This window comes from Nonomuraea sp. NPDC002799, assembly GCF_053592075.1.
The window spans coordinates 16,634-38,055 of sequence record NZ_JBSFVA010000025.1; the positions used below are offsets into that span (position 1 = coordinate 16,634).

Below are 21,422 nucleotides of genomic sequence, written 5' to 3' on the forward strand. Positions count from 1 at the left end.
GTGTCACACCCAGCACACCCAGGGGACCAGCCCGCGAGCAATGAGGCGGCCCGCACCGAAGTCGAGCGGACGAGCGCGGCGCTGCGCGAGAAGGCGCGGGCCACGCTGGGTGTCACCGGCGACGGGAACACGGAGAGCTTCCGGGCGTTGGTCCGCAAGCACGATCTTCGCTACTACCCGGTCGTCGCCCTGGGCCTGCTGTTCGTCACAGGCGCTTTCCAGAGTTACGCGTTCACGGTCCTCACCCCGGAGATCAGCCGCACCCTGGGCATCTCGATCGCCGCCATCGTCGGAGCACGCGCGCTGTTCCAGCTCGCGATCGCGGTCGCACCGCTGCCCATGGCGTGGTTGTCCCAGTCCGGGGGGCGGCGGGCGATGCTCTGCATCGTCACCGGACTCGTGTGGAGCGTCATCACGCTGACGACCGGATTCGTCACCTCGCTGGTGGCGCTGATCCTCATCCTCTGTCTTGACGGGCTCACCACCGGGTCGGTCGGCGCCCTGCACGCGCCGATCATCGTCGACAGCTACCCGCCGGCCGCACGGGTGCGCGCCCTGACGGCGTACACCGCGATCGGCACCTTCGGCCAGGCGCTCGCACCCCTGCTGGTAGGCATTCTCGCCTCCGTCGCCGGCCTCAGCTGGCGGGGCGTCTTCCTGGCCCTGGGGGTCGCCTCGCTCCTCATGACCCTCTGCGCCATCAGGCTGCGCGACCCCGGTTACGGCAAGTGGGACACCGAGCGGCTGCGTGCCGGCGTGCGTCAGGAGCGCGGCGCGGCGACGGACGCGTTGTCCGCCGAGGACGTCGCGCTCGGGTTCTGGGAGATCTGCCGCCGCGTCCTCCTCATCCCCACCAACAGGAGGGTCTACGCCGGGTTCGCGGTGTACGGCGTGCTCACCGTGCCGCTCGGCACCTTCATCTCGGTCTTCCTCGACCAGCGGTGGAACCTCGGGCCGGGGCAACGCGGTCTGTTCTTCTCGATGTTCTTCGGGATCGGCGTCGTCGCCCTGGTCCTCTACGGAGGCCGCGGCGAGAAACAATTCCGTGCCTCGCCCGCGCGCGTGCTCAGGGCTGCCGGTCTCCTCCTGGCGGGGGCGGTCGTCTTCATCGCGCTGGGCGGGCTGATGCCGGCGCTGGTGCCGATGGTGGTCTGCTTCGGCATCGCCGGGGCCTGCATCGGGCTCCTGCATCCGATGCTCGGCGTCTCGTTGCTCTCCATCGTGCCGGCCCACATGCGACCGCATGCGCAAGCGCTCGCCGGCATCTTCGTCGCGATCGGCGGCACGGTCGGCGCCGTGCTCCTCGCCGGCGTCCAGGACCAGTTCGGGATCGGCGGCACGATGGTCGCCATCGCCATCCCCGGAGTGCTCGGCGCCTTCATCATCTCCAGCGCCGGCACGTTCATCGAGGCCGACCTCGACCGGATGATCGACGAGGTGGTCGAGGACGAGGAGATCCAGCGGATCAAGCACAGCGGCGGGCACCTGCCGATGTTGTCCTGCCGCGGCGTCGACTTCTCCTACGGCCGGCTCCAGGTCCTCTTCGACGCGAACTTCACCATCGACGACGGCGAAATGGTGGCGCTGCTCGGTGTCAACGGCGCCGGCAAGTCCACGTTGCTCAAGGTCATCTCCGGAATCGGCCTGCCCACCGCGGGCAGCGTGCGCTACCGCGGGCAGGAGATCACCTATCTCGACGCCGAACGCCGGATGCGGCTGGGCATCACGCAGATCCCCGGCGGACGCGCGGTCTTCGGGCCGATGACCGTCGTGGAGAACCTGCGCAGCTACGGATACACGATGGCCAAGGACCGTGGATCGGTCGAGCGAGGGATCCAGACGTGCTTCGAGGCGTTCCCGCGTCTGTACGAGCGCCGCAACTCCCTCGCCTCGACGTTGTCCGGTGGCGAGCAGCAGATGCTCGGGCTGTCCAAGGCGCTGATGCTCCGTCCGCGGCTGCTCCTCATCGACGAGCTCTCGCTCGGCCTGGCCCCGGTGATCGTCGGCCAGCTCCTCGGCATGGTCCGGCGGATCAACGCCGACGGCACCGCCGTGGTGCTGGTCGAGCAGTCGGTGAACATCGCACTGAATCTCGTTGACCACGCGTACTTCATGGAAAAGGGCGAAATGCGTTTCGACGGCCGCGCCGATGACCTGCTGGCCCGCGACGACCTGCTGCGTGCGGTCTTCCTGCAAGGTGCGGGAGCGGCGAAGTGACCGCGCGGCCCGATCTGGCCGAGAACGCGCCCGAGGACTCGGTGGCCGGCCGGCGTGGCCTTCTCCAGCGAGCCCGCAAGCCGTTCCTGCAGCTCCTGGCGTTCGTGGTCGCCGTCGTCCTGGCGAAGACCGTGACCGCCGTCCTCGACCGGCACGACGTCATCGCCGCGGCGACACCGTTCCCGGTGATCCTGCTCGGCACGATGGTCGGTATGACCTACGGCCTGCTGGCGGTGGGCATCGTGCTGGTCTACCGGAGCAACCGCATCATCAACTTCGCGCACGGGCAGATCGGTGCGTTCGGGGCGGCGTTCTTCGGCGTCGCCGCGGTGAAGTGGCACATCCCGTACTGGATCGCGTTCGCGATGGCACTCGCCGTGTCCGCGGCGACCGCGGCCGCCGCCGAGACCGGCGTCGTACGACGGCTGCGCAACGCACCGCGGATCGTGTCCATCGTCGCGACGCTGGGCATCGGCCAGTTCCTGGTCCTCCTGGCCGCGCTCATCAACTCCACCGCGTCCGGACCGCTGTACCCGCAACCGGCGTGGCTGCCGGCCTTCGACGTCGGTGACCTGCGCGTGACGGAGGCCTACTCCGGCATGTTGTTCCTGTCGCCGCTGGTCGTTCTCGCGATCGCGTTGTTCCTCAAGCGGTCGCGGTTCGGTCTGGCCATCCGCGCGGCGGCGGCCAATCCGGAGGCGGCGCGGATGTCCGGCATCTTCGCGAGCCGGATGTCGACACTGGCCTGGGCGATCGCCGGTTCCCTGTCGGCTTTCACCGCGATCCTCACCGCGCCGACGCAGGGCTTCGTCGGCGCGGAAAGCTTCGGTCCCGCGTTGTTGCTGCGCGCTCTGACCGCCGCCGTCATCGGCCGGATGCAGAGCCTGCCGATCGCCCTGGCCAGCGGTGTCGGTCTGGGCATCCTCGAGCAGCTGCTGCTGTGGAACTACCCGCAGTCGGGTCTCGTCGAGGTGGCCATGTTCCTCATCATCCTCGTGGCGCTGCTGGTGCAGCGCCGGCGGGAGGGCCGCGACGAGGAGAAGGGCAGCTGGGCCGCGGTGCAGGGCCTGCGTGCGGTCCCGGAGAAGCTGCGGCGCCTGTGGGCGGTTCGCGCCATGGGCCCGGCCTTCACGATCACCGCCATCGCGGCGCTCGCGATCCTGCCGCTCTTCATCTCCAACAGCCTGTCGGTGACCCTCACCGGCATCATCGCCTTCTCGATCGTCGGTCTGTCGATCGGTGTCCTGACCGGTCTCGGCGGGCAGCTGACGCTCGGCCAGTTCGCCGTCGCCGCGATCGGCGCGGTCATCTCGTTCAAGGTGTCGAGCGGCTCCGGCAACTTCCCGCTCGCGCTGCTCCTCGCCGGCCTCGGCGCGGGGCTCGTCTCGGTCGTGATCGGCCTGCCCGCGCTCCGCATCCGCGGCCTCATGCTCACCGTCACCACGCTCGGTTTCGCGCTCGCCGCGCCGGCGTGGCTGCTCACGCAGCCGTGGATGCTCGGCGACGGCCAGGATCCCGGGAAACCCGCCGGCTGGCCGTTCGACGGCCCGCTCGACACCGGTCGTGACTACTACTACTTCGCGCTGGCGCTGTTCGTCGTGATGCTGGGCCTGGCGTGGAACATCCGGCGCAGCGGTTTCAGCCGCCTGCTCGTCGCCATCCGCGACAACGAGGAGAACGCGCGCGCGTTCGCCGTACGGGCGAGCGTCGTCAAGCTCCAGGGCTATCTGGTCGGCGGGTTCATCGCCGGCATCGGTGGCGCGACGTACGCGCACTCCCTGTCCAACATCAGTGCCGGGTCGTTCCCGACGTCCGCCAGCATCGACGTCGTCGTCATGACGGTGCTCGGTGGCGTGTCCGCGCTGATCGGGCCGGTGCTGGGCGCGATCTGGGTGCTCGGCCTGCCGCTGCTCGACATCGGCAACATCGGGCTGGCCGCGACGAAGTTCGGCGCGCTGCTCCTCATCCTGTGGAAGGTCGGCGGCCTGATCCAGGTCGTCGCACCGATCCGCGACCGGATCGTGAAGTTCGCCGCCCGCCGGCACGGCATCGATCCCGAGCCGTTGTACGCCGGCGACGACCCGGCTGACGCGACAGCCCAGGGTGTGCGGTTCAGCGCTCTGCGCGTCAGCGAGCCTGGTGCGGTGGCTTCGGAGCGCCCGGCTCCCCCGGCGGGGACGACGCTGCTCGAGGCACGCGATCTCCGCAAGTCCTTCGGCGGCGTGCACGCCGTCCGCGGGGTGTCGTTCGAGGTGCGCGCCGGCGAGACGGTCGGCCTGATCGGTCCGAACGGTGCCGGCAAGACGACGACCTTCGAGCTGCTCGGCGGCTTCACCAAACCGGATACGGGGCAGGTGTTCTTCAACGGCGAGGACATCAGCAAGGCCGGTCCTGAGGGACGCGCGCGGCGCGGCCTGATCCGGTCGTTCCAGGATGCCGCGCTGTTCCCGACGATGACCGCGAAAGAGACCGTCATGCTCGCGCTCGAGCGGGTGCAGCCGACCGGCTTCCTGACCTCGACGCTGGGAGTGATGCTCGGCGAGCGGAAGAAGGAGCGCCAGGCACGTGCCCTCATCTCCGCGATGGGTCTCGACCGCTATCGGGACAAGCCCATCCAGGAGCTCTCGACCGGCACCCGCCGCATCACCGAGATCGCCTGCCTCGTGGCGCTGCAGCCGATGTGCCTGCTGCTCGACGAGCCGTCCAGCGGGGTCGCCCAGCGCGAGACCGAGGCGCTCGGGCTCCTGCTGGCCGAGCTCAAGCGCGAGCTCGACCTGACCCTCGTGGTCATCGAGCACGACATCCCGCTCATCATGGGGATCTCTGATCGCATCATCGCGATGGCCGACGGCGGTCTCATCGCCGAAGGGCCGCCGGACGTCGTACGGACCCACCCGCAAGTCGTCGACGCCTACCTGGGCGGGAGCATCACGGCGATCGAGCGCTCCGGCGCCGGTGCCGTATGATCCTCGGAAGTAGCACTGAGGATGTCTGAAGGTTGACCTGATAGGCGGACAGTGCATCGCGTCGAGCTTCGAATGCTGGGCCCCGTCCTGGTGCGGGCGGACGATCATGACATCGGCATCGGCAGCCCCCGGGCCAGGGCGGTGCTGGCGGCGCTGGCCATCCGGGCCAACCACATCGTCACGGTCGACCAGCTGATCGAAGACGTGTGGGGCGAGTCGGCCCCGCCCACCGCGCGCAACACGTTGCAGGTCTACGTCTCCGCGCTGCGCCGTGGCCTGGCGGACGTGGCCGGCGAGGTGCGCATCACCCGCCGGTCCCCCGGTTACCTCCTGACCATCGACCCGGCGCTCATCGACTGGGAACGCTTCGAGGCCCTGGCCGCACAGGGCCGTCACGCGATGCGCGACAAGCGCCACGACGTCGCGGCCGACCTCTTCCGTCAGGCGCTGGCGCTCTGGCGCGGACCGGCCCTGGCCGACCTGCCCGACTCGCCGCTCAGGCAGGGCGTGGGCGTGCGCATGGAGGAGGCCCGGCTGGCCGCGTTGTCCGAGCGCGTCGACGCCGACCTCGCCCTGGGCCGTCATGGCACCATCGTGGCCCAGTTACGGGAGCTCGTCCGCGACCACCCTTTCGACGAGCGGTTCGCCGCCCAGCTGATGACCAGCCTCTATCGGATCCGCCGCCGATCGGAAGCGCTGGAGGTCTACCGGGGAACCCGCCAGAAACTGATCAAGGAAATGGGCCTGGAGCCCGGCCCCCATCTGCGCGAGCTGCACGCGTCGATACTCGCCGACGACGCGAGCCTGGCCGATCAGGCCCCGGCGCACGTCGAGCTGTCCGCCGGGCTGCGCAGCCGCTTCGTCGGCCGGCGCGCGGACCTGAGCGGACTGGCCGAGCTGCTGGGCAGCGCCCCGCTGGCCACCCTCGTGGGTGCGCCAGGAGTCGGCAAGACGCGGCTGGCCGCCCAGCTGGCCCTGGAATCCGCCCAGGTCTATCCGGACGGCCGCTGGCTGGTCGAGCTCGAAGCGGTGACCGACCCCGAACTGCTGGCCCAGGCGGTGGTGAGCGCGCTGGGCTTGACGGTGACCCACCGGCGCACCTCCCTCCGGCAGCTCCATGACTGGCTGGACGGCAAACGGGCGCTGCTGATCCTGGACAACTGCGAGCACCTGAGCGCGGCCTGCGGCCAGTTCGCCCGCCGGCTGCTCGATGGCCGGCCCTTGTTGCGGATCCTGGCCGCCAGCCGCCAGCCGCTCGGCGTCTCGGGTGAGACCGTCTACCGGCTCGATCCGCTGCCCTGCCCCGAGCCCGGCTCGACGGGGGTGGCGGAGATCTCCCGCGCCGAGGCGGTCGAGCTGCTGCTGGCCCGGGCCAGGGCCGTACAGCCGGAGTTCCACCTGTCGGAGAGCAACGCGGAAGCCGTCGCCCGGGTGTGCCGCGGCGTCGACGGGCTGCCGCTGGCCGTCGAACTGGCCGCCTCCCGCCTCAGCGTGCTGACCGTCCGCGAACTGGCCACCCGGCTCAGCGACCAGTTGAGCTTGCTGGCCGCCCGGCCAGGGACGGCCGCGCAGCGCCACCGTTCCTTACGCGCGGCCCTCGATCTGAGCTGCGAGCTTCTCTCCGATGAGGAATCGCGCCTGTTCCGCGCGCTTTCCGTCTTCGCCGGCGGCTTCACGCTTGAGGCAGCCGAATCGTGGATGCCCGAGGCGGCCGAAGCGCCCCTTGACATGATTCACAACCTGGCTGACCGGTCGCTCATCGCCGTGGATCTGACCGGCGAGCTGACGCGTTTCCGCCTGCTGGAACCCGTACGGCAATATGCCGCGCTCTTGCTGACGACCAGCGGCGAAGTGGCGGAGGTGCGGTCCAGGCACGCGGTCTACTTCCTCGGCCTGGCCCGCAGGGCGGCCGGCGAGCGCCGCGGTGAGATGCGCCAGCATTGGCAGCGGCGGCTCGACATCGAGCGGGAGAACCTCTACGCGGCCTTGGACTGGGCGATCACCGGGGCGCCGCGCTCCGCCCTGGAGCTGGCCGCCGAGCTGTGGTGGTGGTGGATGAACGCCCCCAGAGAGGGCTTGCTCTGGTATCGCCGGGTCTTGGCCGCCACCGGCGATGAGCCCGACTCCGCCCGGCTGCCCACGCTGCTGTCCGCCGCGGTGATCGCGTCCTATACCTCCCACGAGGAAGCCATGCGCCTGGCGCGGCAGGCGCGGGCCGGCGCCCGGGATCCTCTTGGCGCGGTGCGCGCCCTCCAGCAGATCTCCGACATCGCGCACGAACAGGGCGACATCGCGACCGCTGTGGACACCGCCGACCAGGCGCTCGCCCTGGCCGAGCACCTGGGCAACCCCTATGCGGTGGGACGCTGCCTGCTGAGCGTGGCCTACAACCAGATGGCCGGCGGTGAGGTGGTCCAGGCCAAGGACACGGCTGACGCCGCGGCCGCGGTCTTCCGCCAGGCCGGTGACGAAGGCGGGGCGGCCGAAGCGCGGCTGATCACCGCCGAGGTGCTGGTCGTGCAGGGCGACCTGGACCTGGCCGGCGACCTGCTGGAGGACGCCGCGGCCGGCTTCCGGCGCGCGGACAGCAGGGAGTATCTGGCCAGGGCGGCAGCGCTGCTGGCGTGGGTACGCCACCGGCAGGTCCGCCAGACGGAGGCCGACCACCTGCTCAAGGAGAGCTTCGCGATTCACGCCCAGATCGGCCAGCACTGGGCGATCTCCCACGACCTGGACATCGCGGCCGCCATCCAGGCCGGGCTGGGGCATTTCGACCTCGCTACCGGGCTGCTCGGTGCGGCGAGTGCCGTGCGTGCAGATTTCGCGGCAAAGCCGACAGTCTGGAACGCCCTGGTGCGTGACCCCATCGAGCGGCTCTGCCGGCAGGCGCTGGGGCCGGACCGGTTCGCCGCGATCCTCCAGCGCGGCACCCGGCTCGATGTGGAAGCCGCGCTGGCTCTGGCCACCCCGTGAATCAGGGGCACTCACCCCAGTGATTGGGGTTGGGGCAATCCATTCGGTTGACCGGATCCTTGTGGAGGCCGCTCCCCCCACCGCCGGACGTGAACGGTCCCGTCACCACCGGGGACGTCGGCTCCGCCGAGGCGGTGGCCACGCCCGCGGTCAGCAGGATTCCGCTCGTGATCATGATGATGGTGATGAGCCGGCGTGCCGCATCGGTGATCATTTCGGCTCCCTTCGCGTTGTCCTCACCGTAGGCAGCGGCGCTGAAAGAACCCTGAAGCCGCGAAGGGAGCCGGCCCGCCGGGCCGGCTCCCGCCGCGTTCCCGATCACCTAGCAATAGTCGAGGATGGGGGGTAGTCCCGCGGTGCAGAGGGATCCACCGAGGTCTTCGAACGTCTCCCACACGGATTGCCCGTCCCCGGCCAACCGCATCCCGGACTGGACCCAGATGGATCCGGTGATGTAGATCTCGAGCTTGTCCATGGGGTCGAGGTGGATGCCGTAGTTCCCGAGGACGCCGGTGACCACGTCGTCCGCCGTGCAACCGAGGCCGATGGCGGTGCCCGGGCCGGGGATCGAGCCGGCCACTCCGCAACCGATGTCCTCCGCGGCATCATCCCAGCCGTAGTGGGTGGCCTCCTTCAGGTCGTCGTATTCCTTCTGGATGGCGTCTCTCTCGTCGCGCAGGCGGTCGCCTCTCCCTTCGAGCTGGTCGTTCATGTTGCGATACCGCAGGATGACGTCGTTCCTGTCGTCGAGCCGGCGCTGCAGCTTGCCGATGTACCGGGCCTGATTCTCAGCCACACCCTTCCAGGCCATGGCACGGCCGTGCCAGAAGATCGCCTTGGCTCGCCAGCGCATGGCCTGGCCGTACCAGTAATGCGCACGGCCCTTCCAGTAGGCGACTTGCGCCTGGAGTTCGGCCACCCGGGCGGAGAGCCGGCGGATGATCGTCTGCTGCTGGCGGATGATCCCTTGCAGGGCGGAGATGTGGGTGAGCAGATCGTTGATCGTCCTCGCCTGGTCCTGGATGATCCCTTGGAGGGTGTCGAGGTGGCCGAGCAGCTGGGTCACATACCCGGTGAGCTGCTGGTTCTGGTAGCGCAGAGCGGCGTTCTGCTGTTCGAGGCCATAGCTGTAGCTCGGGGTGAGCCCGCCGGCGTCCGAGAAGTTGATCGGATCACCCGCGCTGTAGCCGTACGGATTGAGGCTCTTGGTCCTGGCCATGTCGTAGAGCGGGTCGGCGGAGACGAAGACCCCGGCCGTGGTGTCGTAGTACCGGGCGTTGAGGTAGGACAGCTTGGTGGTGGAGTCCTCGATCTGGCCGAGGAAGCCCCGGTCGGTCGCGGTGTCGCCGGTCCGCGCCCGCACCTTGCCGTAGGGGTCGTAGGCCCTGGTGGCGGTGGGTGTCCCGCCGTCAAGGACGGCCAGCTCCACCGATCCGGCGACGTCACTCGTGACGAGGTCGACCCCGTCGGGGCCGCGGGTGGCGACCAGCCCGCCGTCCAGGGCGTAGGACCGTACCGCGGTCACGGTGGCGCCGTCGGTGCCGGCGGAGACCTCGTGGCCGGGCAGGTACAGGGTGGCGCCCGTGCTTGTGCGACGCAGCAACCGCTGGCCGGACGGATCGTAGACGAAGCTCGTGGCGCCGCCGGGTCCGTCGACCGAGGTCAGGAAGCCCTGGACGTCCCACGAGAAGGTCTCGGTCCGGCCGCCGACCGAGCGGGAGCTGAGGTTGCCCTTGCCGTCCCACTGGTAGGCGTCGCCCCCCACCGCCGTGGGCGCGTGCGGCCGCGGGCCGCCGGGAGCCGGGTAGGTGTAGCCGGTGCTCACTCCTTGCTCGACGCGCTCGGTCAGCCGGCCCGCGGCGCTGTAGCGATAGCTGTGCGAGTAGGGCTGGTCACCGGTGCCACGCGCACCCGCGGCGCACGTCGCCGACCTCGTCACGGTGTAGGCCTCGATGAGCCGGCCCCGGCGGTCGTGGTCGTAGCACTCGCGCGACTGCGCCCCGTTGAGGGTGCCGGCGCGCTCGACGACCTTGCCCTCGGCGTCGTAGGTCAGATCGTGCCGGGCGGCTTGCTGGTAGGCGCCGCCTTTCTCGATCAGCACCTCGGTGGAGGCGAGACGCTGATCGCGGGCGTCGTAGGCCCAGTTCTTCAGCATCCAGCCGTACAGGACCTGCTTGCTGCCCAGCGCCGCCGCACTACGACGACCGCGATCGTCGTAGTTGACCTGGGCCACGTAGGTCTGCAGTCCCTTCAGGCTCGTGGCCAGACCCAGGCTGTTGTAGGCCGTGGTGACCGTCTCCCGGGGCAGCCGGCCCACCGCGGGGTGTGTCACCGAGGTGACCCGATCCGCCCGGTCGTAGGTCTGGGTGGTCTCGTAGGCACCGGACAGGCCGGGGAGGCCGGAGGGCACCGTCACGCGGTTGCCCAGGGCCCGCGACCGCTTGTCGTAGCCGGTCACCTCGGTCGTCCACGAACCCTCCGCACTGTGGCTGACGCTGGCGTGGGGCAGCCCCTTGCCCAGCGTGGCGCCGTCATAGGTCCACGACGCCAGCAGTTGCGTGCCCGAACGGCGCTCCTTGCCGCGGCCCAGCACGTCGTAGGTGGTCTCGATGGTCTTTCCGGCGCCGTCGGCCACGCGGGTCAGGTTGCCGGCCAGGTCGTAGCCGAACGTGGCGTCGCCCCGGTCGGGATCCACCTGCGCGGTGCGCCAGCCGGCTCGGTTGTGTTCGTAGCGGATCTGGTTGCCCTCGGGATCGGTGACGATCCTCAACCGGTCGGCCAGGTCATAGGCGTACCTGGCCGTCACCCAACCCTGCCCGTCGTGCTCGGCCACCTCGACCGTGCGGCCGAGGCCGTCCACCCGCTGACGCGCCCGGCGGCCTTCGGGACCGGTCACCTCGACGGTGTCGATTCCGTAGACGTTGCGGGTGGAGTACGCGGGAACACCCGCACGCAGCCACTGCATCTCCGTCTCGCGGCCCAGGTCGTCATACAGGTGGCGGGTGGCGTTCTTCCAGCCGATGCCACTGAGATATCTGCCGGGCGCGCCGGGCGCCGCTTCCTCCACGGTCTCGTCACGGACCGTGCCGCGGGTGTCGTAGGTGGTCTCCGCCACCAGCGTCCTGCCGGAGGCGGGCGACTGCGCCTGAACCTGGCGCTGCCGCCAGAGCCCGTCGTGGATCACCCAGGAGTCCTCATAGACCGCGTCCGTTCCCGAGTCGAGGTTCCCCGCGACCCGCTGGCGGGAGCGGACGGCCCGGTTGGGGATGTCGTAGGAGAACTGCCAGGAGCGTGACGCGTCGTCGCACGGTGACGTGGTGCACTGCTCCGTCGGCCGGCGGACGCCCGTCGTGCGGCCGAAGGCGTCGTAGAAGTAGCTCGTCTTGTTGTTGTTGGCGTCGTAGGTCGCACTGGGAACGCCGAACTCCGGATGCAGATCGGTGATCGTCTGGTGTCCCAGCGCGTTGGTCACCGTGGTCCTGATCGGAATCTGGCTGACCGGCGCACCCGCGCTGACCACGTAAGCCGTGGCCGTGACGGCACCGTTCGGTTCGACGACCCTCGTGGGGCGGCCCATGTCGTCGTACTCGGTGGCGGTCTCACTCCAGGTGCTCGCGTCGACCATGGTCCGCTCAAGGGTCGGGTTGCCCCGCGTCGGCGGCGCACCAGTCGTGGCCGCGCCGTCATAACGGGTCTCCGAGGCCGTGAGCACCTCGGCGGAGTCGCACCTTCGCGCGAGCATGCGGTTCGACGCCGGATAGGCGAACATCCACCTGTCGCGGTTGACGGCATAGGTGGTGACCGAGCACCGCTCGTCGCCGTCGATGTGGCGCCAGCCCTCCTCCAGGGTGGCGGACGGCTGAGGCGGCGACATGGGGACCACACCCGGCGCGTCCTCCGTGTAGGTCATCCGGCTGCGCCGCTCGTCGAACGTGCCCGGCCCGGTGGCCACTCTCTCCGTGACCTCGCTGACCCCGGCCCACTCGGCGTCGTAGAGGTAGGTGGCGGGGGCGTCGAAGGTGACCCGTTTCTCGTAGCCGTAGATCGTCGACTGGACGATCTGGTCCGGCTCGCCCCCGACGCCGCCGAGGTCGGCTTCCTCCAGCGTCCGGCCGGCGAGGATGCGGTGATCCTGGAAGGTCCGGCCGTCGGAGGCACGCACGGGGACGTCCCGCAGGCCGTGCACGGGGCCGAAGTTGCCGCTGCCGTCATCGACCGCGAGCGCGTCCCCGTCCCAGCCCCTGAATCCCGTGACGCGGGTCTTCGAGTCGCCGCGGGTGATGAGGACACTGCCGTAGCCGCGCCATTGCGACCAGCCCCAAAGTTGCCGGTTGCGGGCGAAGGAACCATGGTCGAACGCCCAGGCCGGGTCGCCCTCGTAGGCGTACGTGGTGGTCATCTTCGGCCCGCCGTCGCCGGGATCCTCCTCGACCTTCTTCACCAGCCACTTGTGGAAGGTTCCGGTGCGTTCCAGACCGCCGTCGTACACCTCCTGCGGGAAACAGTCGTAGGTGTGGTGGTCCCAGTGCGGTCCGGGCTGCGGCGCCGGCGGCTGGGTGTTCGGGCACTTGCGGTTGAACCCATAACTGACCGTGGTCCTGCCACCGAAAGGTGTGGTGATCCCTACGAGACGGTTATGGCGCATCGCCGTGGGAATGGACGCGGCATTGTCGGCACGATTGTCATGGGGGTGATATTGGAATGCCGTGTCGGGGTAGGCCATCAGGCCGGCGAACGCGATGCCGGCGTGCTGGATGCCCGCCAGTTCGAGCTTCTTGGCCTCGCCTGAGCCGCCCGACGGGATGCGGTGCAGGAAGTTGTACTGGACCACCGGTTTCCATCCGGCGCCCACCTTCACCTCGGCCCGCGCGTGACCGTAGCGCACCGCGCTGAAGAACGCCGGTGAATACGTGGTGCACGTGTCAGAGGCACTGCAGATCAGATCGGTGGGCACATCGAAGAATCCGGTGTGGTCCTTGGTCGGTTCCGGGCAGTTGGTCGTCAGGAAGACGCAGCGGTAGTACGTCCCGAAGGTGACACGCGCTGAGTAGGAATCCGCGTCCCAGCCGCGGCCGCCATAGATGATCTCCTTGAGCCAGGCGCCACGGTCGTACTTGGAATTGGCTGAATTGCCATAGCCGTTGATCGGCTTGTAGAAGTTGGACTCGGGCTCGTACAGGTACGACTGGATGGTGCCGTCCGGATCGATCACCCGGTCCAAGTACCAGCGCCAGCCCTGCCGGCACGACCCGACGGTGTTGCCCGCTCCCCGGCACGGCTCACCGGGATCGTCGGCCATGACCGGCACGCCCAGCACCGAGTGGGTGTGGCGACCGGGCATGTGGCCGTAACCGAAGTAATAGATCGTGCCGTCGGTCGCCGTGACCTTCCAGTGCTCGCCCCCGTGCACAGCCGTGCCCGGAGCGGCGGTTCCGTTCCACAGCCGCTCGATCTTCCAGCCCGGATCGCCCTCCAGCCGATACTCGGTCTCCGAACCGTTGACCGGCAACAACCGCCCGGACACCCCGTTGAGCGAGAGCGCGGCGTTGGCGCCCTTCCAGCACAGGTCTCCCGTCCGCAGACGCAGGTTCTGCGAGGCGAAGCACGGCTCGAAGCTCCGCTCGACGAAACCACCGGGCAGGTCGCCCCACCCGAGTCCCACCGGACTGGCCTGCGGGTTGGTCGCGACCGTCAGACCGTCCACGGCCGCCGACGAATAACTCAAGCTCAGCGTCGGAGCGGAGCCGGCACCGGGCGCGGGCAGTTCCAGCGGGTAGGAGTAGGTGAAGCTGCCCGCTCCAGGCGAGGCGTTCCACGACCCGTTCACCCCCATGCTGCTGGCCGCGAAGGTGCCCGGGTCACCACCGGGGGAAGCCATGACGGCGAATGCCGCCGAGCCGCTGTCGCCGCTCCCACCCGTAAGACCGTTCTTCTCGGCCAAGCCCAGACTGGCCGCGTCCACGTCGACCTCGGCGGCCAGGGCCGCCAGATCCGCTCCTTTGACGACGAGCTTCTTGGCCGAGAGGTCGTTCGTCGCGGGCAGCCGCAGGCCGGCCGGGTTGCAGCCGGCGGGCACCGGGGTGGCCAGCGCGCAGTCGGGCAGCGCGACGACCTGCAGGCGGGCGCCATAGTCGGCGCCGAAAGCGCCGGCGAACGTGGAGTAGTCCACCGACAGCTCGGCCGGCGACACGTTCCGCCGCGTTGCGGCGCCGATCCGGGAGATCCGGAACACGAAGCCGGAAACCCCCGCCCGCTGAGCCGCGGCCCGATCGAGCACCTCGATGCGCGGCTGCCCGCCGGGCAGACTCTCCGCTCCGGCCGTGATGGCGACCGGCTGGGCGGCTGCCGGCGGTTTCGTGCCAGGCGGCACCTCCCATGCCTGCGCCTGGGGGAACGTCACGGCCGCAGGGGCCGAGGGGGTGCTCCGTCCGAGCGGTGCCGAGGTCGATCCCTTCCACGCCACCGGATCAGGCATCTTCTGGGGGTCGGCCAGCCCGTCGGCCCACGGCGGATGGTCCTGCGCCGCCGAGGCCGCCCTGCTCGCCCCGGCGTCGGTGACGACGATGCCACCGAGCCCGACCAGCCCGGCCAGGATCGCCGATAAAAGACGATGTGTTGCGCCATGTTGTCTTCGCCCTGTCATGTGCTCCGTCTCCTGCCACGCGGTGACTTTGCCCGCACGCTGGCACGGAGTCCTTCAGCTCTGGTGAAGACATCCTGAAGATCATGGATACGTCATGTTCATGGGCCTTCAGCGAGGCGCGGACGGCGACATCCCGCGGGTGTGGTGCGCGGGCTTCGAGCACAACACCGTTACGGATTCGGTCTGATCCGTAATGGGCTATTGACGTCGGAGATCCACATTCTTAAGTTTTCGGTCATGACCTTAATTAAACGTCTGTCCGCCGCAACGGTGGTGGTGACGACCCTGCTGGCCGTGGCCGTGGCCGGGCCCGCCAGCGCGCAGTCCGCCCCCGCACCGGAGGACCTGGGCGTGCCTCTGGAGGACGTCCTGCTGATCGGTGGCACCGTGGCCCCCGGCCCCGGCGGCAAGACCGTCCTGTGGGGCGTCTCCTCCGGCAGCCCCGCCCACCTGAACGCCGTCGATCCCGCCACCGGCGCCGAGGCGGCCCGGCTCGACCTGCCCGGCGCGGACGGCTCGTGGGCGGTCGCCGCGACGCCCGACGGCAGTGTCTACACGGGCACGTACGGCGAGGGCCACCTGTTCCGCTGGACGGACCAGGGCGGCGTGCAGGACCTCGGCCGGCCGATCGCGTCGGAGACCTTCCTCTGGTCGATCGGGGCCGGCGACGGCGCGACCGTCTACGGCGGCACGTACCCGGGCGGCCGCCTGTTCGGCTACGACCCGGCGACCGGCGTGCGCGACTACGGCCGGCTGTCGCCGGCGCACTCGTACGTCCGCAGCGTCTCGTACGCGAACGGCAAGATCTACGCGGGCACCGAAGCGCCCGCCGCGGTGTTCGAGATCGATGCCGCCAGCGGCGCGATCAAGCAGCTCCCCACGCCTGACGGCCTGGACCCGGCCGGCAAGTGGGCCTATGACGTGAACGTCGCGGCCGGCTACCTGTACGTCCGCTACGGCGGCGCCTCCCCCGGCCCCATGCACGTCTGGGACATCGCCGCCGGCCAGTGGATCGACAAGATCGATCCCGCCCACGGCCTGGACGTCTCGCCCCCGGACGAGGAGGGGCGGGTCTACCTGATCAAGGGCGGCGAACTGGTCCGCTACGACCCCAAGACCAAGGTCACCACGCCCACCGGCGTGCCGTTCTCCGGCCGCGTCGCCAACACGCGCGGCATCGGCTGGGCGGAGCTCGGCCTGCCCGACTATCCGGGCAAGAGCATCGTCGGCCTGCTCTGGCGCGGCATGATGTTCCGCTACAACCCGCAGACCGGCGCCAAGTCGTTCGTCCAGACGGGCGTCAGAGGCGAGCCGATCGACGTGACCGCGCTCGCGGAGGGCCCCGACGGCCGCATGTACGCCGGCGGCTTCCTCAACGGCGGCTTCGCCGCGCTGAACGCGAAGACGGGACAGCGCGAGGAGTTCCACACGTTCTCCCAGAGCGAGGACATGGTCGCCCACGACGGCAAGCTCTACATCGGCGCCTATCCCGAGGCCCGGGTCTACGCCTACGACCCGAAGCTGCCGTGGAACAGCACCGAGTACTCGCCGAGCCCCGAGCCCGGCCCCGCGGCCAACCCGGCGCGGCTGTTCGACTTCGCGGCCGACAAGCAGATCAGGCCCAGGGCCATCGTCTCGGCGGGGCGCTACGTCGCCACCGGCACCATGCCCGACCTCGGCAACCTCGGCGGCGTGCTGGCCGTGTGGGACCCGCAGACGGGCGCGCTGAAGCACGCCGAGCGCAACGTGATCAAGGACCAGAGCATCGTCTCGCTCGCCTACCGCAACGGCATCCTCTACGGCGGCACCTCCATCTACAGCGGCCAGTCGGCCACCCCGCCGACGCAGCCCGAGGCCAAGCTGTTCGCCTGGTCGGTGAAGGAGAACCGGCTGCTGTGGGAGATGGTCCCCGCCCCCGGCAAGCCCGCCATCCCCGAGCTCACGTTCGACGCGCTGGGCAGGTTGTGGGGAATCGCCGGCGGCGAAGTGTTCGCGGTCAGCACCGCCGCCAAGAAGGTGACCAAGCGGGTCACCCTGTCGGACAGCACGAGCGCCGGCGGCCGGCTCGTCTTCAACCGCCGCGACCTCATGCTGTACGGCGCGCACGCGGGACAGTACGTCTTCAAGCTGAACCCGCTGACCGGGCGGCACACCGTGCTGAGGGAGGGACCCGTGAACCAGCTTGCGGTTCACGGGTCGGGAGACGTCTACTTCGCGGAGGGCTCGCGCCTGTTCAGGCTCGCGCGTTAGCAGATCCGGTAGGTGGAGAAGTTCTCGAAGCGGCCCAGGTGAAGGTGGCCGTCGGAGCCCAGCACGAGATTGGAGATGGGCCTGGCGATGAGGGTGAAGGACATGGTGGCCGGATCAATCCGGTACGCCCTGCCCTGCACCTTCCCCCACAAAAATCCCTCATGGAAGACGATGTTCGCGTCCAGCAGCACCTGGCCCACCGTTGACCAGGGGTAGGTGCCGTGCTTGGTGGTTCTGAGGGTCTGGCCGGTGGCCGGGTCCAGCTCGAACAGCGCATCCGGGGTCAGACCCCAGAGCCGCCCGGACTCGCGGACTCATGAACATTCTGCGTTTCACCATCTGTTAGACATCCTACGTTGGACGTAGGATGTCCCTAACTTTCTCCTGTCAGGAAGGGTTAGGACATGCACGATGGTTACCCCACGGATGGCCGCACCGGGCGCTCCTGGCGCCGCCGGGTGGGCGCCGTAACGGTGCTCGCCGGCTTACTCCTCAGCACGTTCACCGCGCCGGCGACCGCGGAGACCGGCACGACGGGCGACACCGCACCGTTCGCGGACGAGCAGGTGCTCTACAAGCAGGGCGACTTCGGCTACGGCTGCTTCCGGATCCCCGCCGTGGTGCGGGCCACGAACGGCATGCTCCTGGCGTTCGCCGAGGGGCGGGTCAAGGACTGCGGCGACGACGAGGACATCGACCTCGTGGTGCGCCGTTCCGCCGACAGCGGGCGGACCTGGGGACCACTGCAGGTGATCTCGGAGGGCGCCGGCACGACCCACGGCAACCCGGTGCCGATCGTCGACGAGCGCACCGGGCGGATCGTGCTGGTGAGCACCCACAACGGCGCGGAGCCGTGCCCGAACGGCTGTGACCGCGACCCCTGGGTGCAGTTCAGCGACGACCACGGGGCGACCTGGTCGGCCGCCAGGGAGATGACCGAGGGCAAGCGTCCGGAGTGGAACTTCTGGTACGCCACCGGCCCCATGCACGGCATCCAGCTCAAACGCGGCACGCACGCCGGCCGGCTGGTCGTCGGGGCGAGTTTCGAGAGCTGGGACCGGGTCGGTGAGCACGTCTACGGCACGCACCTGCTCTACAGCGACGACAGCGGGGCGACCTGGAACATCGGCGCCGAGACGGTCCGCGACGACGGCGCGGTCATCGCCCAGGAAGTCACCGTCATCGAGCTCACCGACGGGCGGATCTACGCCTCGGCCCGCGAGCGCGGCACCGACGAGGGCAGCCGGGCGTACGCGACCAGCAGCGACAGCGGTGAGACGTGGGACGCGCCGTTCCGCACGATGCCGGCGCTGGCGACGACCGACATCCAGGCGTCGCTGCTGCGGTTCGGCGACGAGCGCATCCTGTTCTCCGCGCCGATGCATCCGAACGCCCGGGAGGCGATGGGGATCCGGTCGTCCTACGACGAGGGGCGCCGCTTCGAGACCTGGGACGAGGGCAAGGTCTTCCACTGGGGGCCGTCGGCGTACTCGGACATGGTGCGTCTGGACGGCGACGAGGCGGCCTTGATGTACGAGGCCGGCACCATCACGCCGTACGAGCAGATCCGGTTCACCCGGTTCAACGAGGCGTACCTGGAGACGCCGAACGGCACCCCGCCCGGCATCCCCGGTCCCCCGGCGCCCGGCCCGACGACGCCGGACAAGTCACCGCACCGCAACGAGGCATATGTCCGCGGTGGTGCGCAGACCACCGACGGGCGGTTCGGCGGCGGGCTGGCCCTGGACCGGGTGGACGACCGGGTGGAGGTGGCGTTCAACGACTCCATCGACCTCGGCGCGAAGGACTTCACGCTGACCTCCTGGATCCGGTACTCGGAGCAGACCGGCACGCACTCGATCCTCTGGTTCAACCGGATGAACCGGGGCACCAACCCGCCGGGGCTGTGGCTGCGGGCCGAACCGGCCGCCAACCGCATCCGAGCGGTCCTCTCCGTCGACCGGTTCAACGTGACCGTGCAGTCGCCGAGCGCGTACAACGACGGGCAGTGGCACTTCGTGGCGCTCCAGCGGGTCCGCGGTGAGCTCCGGCTGCTGGTGGACGGCGTACAGGTCTCGTCGGCGGCGGCGCCGGCCGGTTCGGTGAGCCTCGGCAAGGAGTTCGGGGTCGAGGGCGTCCACATCGGACAGCGGCTGGACGGTGCGGACCGCTTCCGCGGGACGCTGGACGAGGTACGCGTCTACCGGCGCGCCCTCACCGGCACCGAGCTGGACCTGATCCGGGAGCGGAACCTCCCGATCGGCGGTCAGCTGGGGCTGCGGCTGCCGTTCGATCACGTCGGCTGAGAGAACGCGAACCGCCTGGCGGTGGCGCTCGCGGGGGTCCCGCGGGCGCCATTGCCGTGCTCTGACGGTATCCGGCCGCACCGCCGAGCACCCCCGTTGTCAATATCTCCCCTCGGCCCTGGTCGCGACATGGGACGTCCTATGTCTCGACCCAGCGGGAACGAGTGACGTCGCTCCGGTGGCCCATCTGTGTCGTCGGCGTAAAATCTCTTGGCCCGCCTGGCCTTCCGGGATGGAGAGGTGGGATGTTTGGACATAAGGTCTTCGACGAGCCTGGGGGCAGCATGCGCATGCGTGACGGCACGTCGCTTCAGGAGCGCATCGTCGCCCTGATCCACGAGCGCGGGCTGGCCCCCGGCTCACCGATGCCGACCGAAGTGCAGTTGATGGATCTGCTCGGGGCGAGCCGCAACAGCGTCCGCGAGGCCGTACGCGCCCTGCGGGCGTTGGGCATCGTCGAGATCCGGCACGGTCATGGGACGTTCGTCGGGCACGCGTCGCTCGACATGCTGACCCCGTCGCTCGCCTTCCGGGTGCGTTCGGGACCGGGCGGCGGGATCCGCGCGCTGCAGGATCTGGTCGAGATCCGCGAACTGCTCGAGACCGGGCTGATCGGCCAGGTGGCCCAGAGCACCAGCGCCCCCCGGCTCGCCGCGTTGGACGCCCTGGTCAACGCCATGGATCGGGACCATGAAGCCGATCGGGCGTTCCACGCGCTGCTGTACGAGTTGTGCGGCAACGAGCTGGTGCTGCAGCTGATCGGCCTGTTCTGGGACGTCTACCACGAGGTCGAGCCGACGCTCGGCCCGCCGGAGGAGCGGAGCGCGGAGATCGTCGTCAACCACCGCCGGATCGTGACGGCGCTTCGCGCTCGGGACGCCGAGGCCGCCCGGGAGGCGATGCGGCTGCACTTCCGCGACGTCCGGGCCCGCATCGCGCGGGCGGAGGCCCGGCCGGAACCGCAGCCGACCTGACCCGGCCCGCGAACCGGATCGGCGACCCGGTCGGCCCGCGGGGCAGGAGCGCGCTCGCGAACCGGTTCAGGCGGTGGTCACGAACGCGTTGACGCCGGTGAGCTCCGCCGACAGTCTCCACAAGCGCGCGGTCTGTTCGGGGTCGACCGCCACGCCGTCGCCGAAGGGTCCGGCGATGTCGCAGTCCTCGCAGTAGACGCCGCCCAGGCCGGCCAGCTGCGGCGAGGTCGCGGCCCACGCCTGCGTCGCCGCGCCCTGCGCGGGCGTCTTGAAGGCGTCGTTCACCTGATTGCCGGCCGCGTCGATCCAGCCGGCGTCGATCATCTCCTCCTTGGCGAGGTGGCGTTGCAGCGGGGTGAGGATGTACCCCGGATGCACCGAGAACGCCCGGACTCCGGCGTCCCGGCCGAGCGCGTCGAGCTCCGCGGCGAACAGCACGTTCGCCGTCTTCGCCTGGGTGTACGCCTGCCATTTGTCGTAGGCGTGCCGCTGGAAGTGCACGTCGTCCCAGCGCACTCCTGAGACCAGGTCGAAGCCGGAGGCCACGACGACGACGCGGGCCGCCCCGCCACGGGCGATCGCCGGCCAGAGCAGGTTGACGAGCGCGTAGTGGCCAAGGTGGTTGGTCGCGAACTGCGCCTCCCACCCGGGGCCGACCCGTGTCTCGGGACAGGCCATGATCCCGGCGTTGTTGATCAGGATGTCGATCTTCCGGCCCGACGCCAGGAACCGATCGGCGAATCCGTGGACGCTGCCGAGGTCGCCCAGGTCCACCTCGTCGACCTCGACGCCGTCGATGCCCTCGACCGCCTCCTGAGCGGCCGTCCTCCGCCGGGCCGGGACGATGACGTGGGCTCCGGCGCGGGCGAGCGCGCGGCTGGTCTCCAGCCCGAGACCCGAGTAGCCCCCGGTGACGATGGCGAGCTTGCCGGAGAGGTCGATCCCGCTCAGGACGTCGTTCGCGGTACTCCGGGTGCCGAATCCCGATCCGAGCCGGCGTTGAGGCGTTGTCATGGATCCGAAAGGTAGATGCTAGACCGCTGTCTAGGTCAATAGCGTCCGTCGTCCTGGAGCTGCGACACCGCCGCAAGCC

Annotated in this window: 10 protein-coding genes; 6 read left to right on the plus strand and 4 right to left on the minus strand. The window is 69.9% G+C overall.

Going from position 1 to position 21,422, the window contains the following annotated elements:
* The 3 genes from ACWD0F_RS34795 to ACWD0F_RS34805 all read left to right on the plus strand — a co-directional run bounded on the left by ACWD0F_RS34795 (position 1) and on the right by ACWD0F_RS34805 (position 8,156).
* Positions 1-2,217 carry an MFS transporter gene (locus ACWD0F_RS34795; RefSeq protein WP_449883408.1) on the plus strand — a complete coding sequence of 739 codons (2,217 nt, stop codon included), beginning with the start codon at positions 1-3 and terminating at the stop codon, positions 2,215-2,217.
* Positions 2,214-5,183 carry an ABC transporter permease subunit gene (locus ACWD0F_RS34800; protein WP_449883411.1) on the plus strand — a complete coding sequence of 990 codons (2,970 nt, stop codon included), beginning with the start codon at positions 2,214-2,216 and terminating at the stop codon, positions 5,181-5,183. Before ACWD0F_RS34795 ends, ACWD0F_RS34800 begins: the two co-directional genes overlap by 4 nt.
* 72 nt (positions 5,184-5,255) lie before the next feature.
* Positions 5,256-8,156, plus strand: coding sequence for a BTAD domain-containing putative transcriptional regulator (locus ACWD0F_RS34805; protein ID WP_449883412.1), 2,901 nt, complete (start codon positions 5,256-5,258; stop codon positions 8,154-8,156).
* Between the two features lies 1 nt (position 8,157).
* Here the strand turns inward: ACWD0F_RS34805 and ACWD0F_RS34810 are convergent, their stop codons facing one another.
* Both ACWD0F_RS34810 and ACWD0F_RS34815 read right to left on the minus strand, forming a co-directional pair.
* Positions 8,158-8,370 (minus strand): hypothetical protein, encoded by a 213-nt coding sequence (locus tag ACWD0F_RS34810; RefSeq protein WP_449883414.1) that lies wholly within the window; start codon positions 8,368-8,370, stop codon positions 8,158-8,160.
* A 108-nt stretch (positions 8,371-8,478) separates the two neighbouring features.
* Positions 8,479-14,799: an RHS repeat-associated core domain-containing protein gene (locus ACWD0F_RS34815; protein WP_449883416.1), complete on the minus strand. Its 6,321-nt coding sequence runs from the start codon at positions 14,797-14,799 to the stop codon at positions 8,479-8,481.
* Positions 14,800-15,036: 237 nt separating this feature from the next.
* On the opposite strand from ACWD0F_RS34815, the gene ACWD0F_RS34820 reads away from it, so the two are divergent.
* A complete protein-coding gene (locus ACWD0F_RS34820) occupies positions 15,037-17,049 on the plus strand; it encodes a hypothetical protein (protein ID WP_449883418.1) in 2,013 nt (670 codons plus the stop codon).
* Here the strand turns inward: ACWD0F_RS34820 and ACWD0F_RS34825 are convergent.
* Entirely contained in the window at positions 17,046-17,240 is a 195-nt protein-coding gene (locus tag ACWD0F_RS34825) for a hypothetical protein (RefSeq protein ID WP_449883421.1), read from the minus strand. The two genes, ACWD0F_RS34820 and ACWD0F_RS34825, sit on opposite strands and share 4 nt — an antisense overlap.
* 213 nt (positions 17,241-17,453) lie before the next feature.
* Between ACWD0F_RS34825 and ACWD0F_RS34830 the strand changes: the two genes are divergently transcribed.
* Complete coding sequence (locus tag ACWD0F_RS34830) at positions 17,454-19,355, plus strand: exo-alpha-sialidase (protein WP_449883423.1); 1,902 nt, start codon at positions 17,454-17,456, stop codon at positions 19,353-19,355.
* A 245-nt stretch (positions 19,356-19,600) separates the two neighbouring features.
* Positions 19,601-20,329, plus strand: coding sequence for a FadR/GntR family transcriptional regulator (locus ACWD0F_RS34835; protein ID WP_449883426.1), 729 nt, complete (start codon positions 19,601-19,603; stop codon positions 20,327-20,329).
* A 66-nt stretch (positions 20,330-20,395) separates the two neighbouring features.
* Here ACWD0F_RS34835 and ACWD0F_RS34840 read toward each other — a convergent pair whose 3' ends face one another.
* Positions 20,396-21,343 (minus strand): SDR family NAD(P)-dependent oxidoreductase, encoded by a 948-nt coding sequence (locus tag ACWD0F_RS34840; RefSeq protein WP_449883429.1) that lies wholly within the window; start codon positions 21,341-21,343, stop codon positions 20,396-20,398.
* Positions 21,344-21,422: the final 79 nt, after the last annotated feature.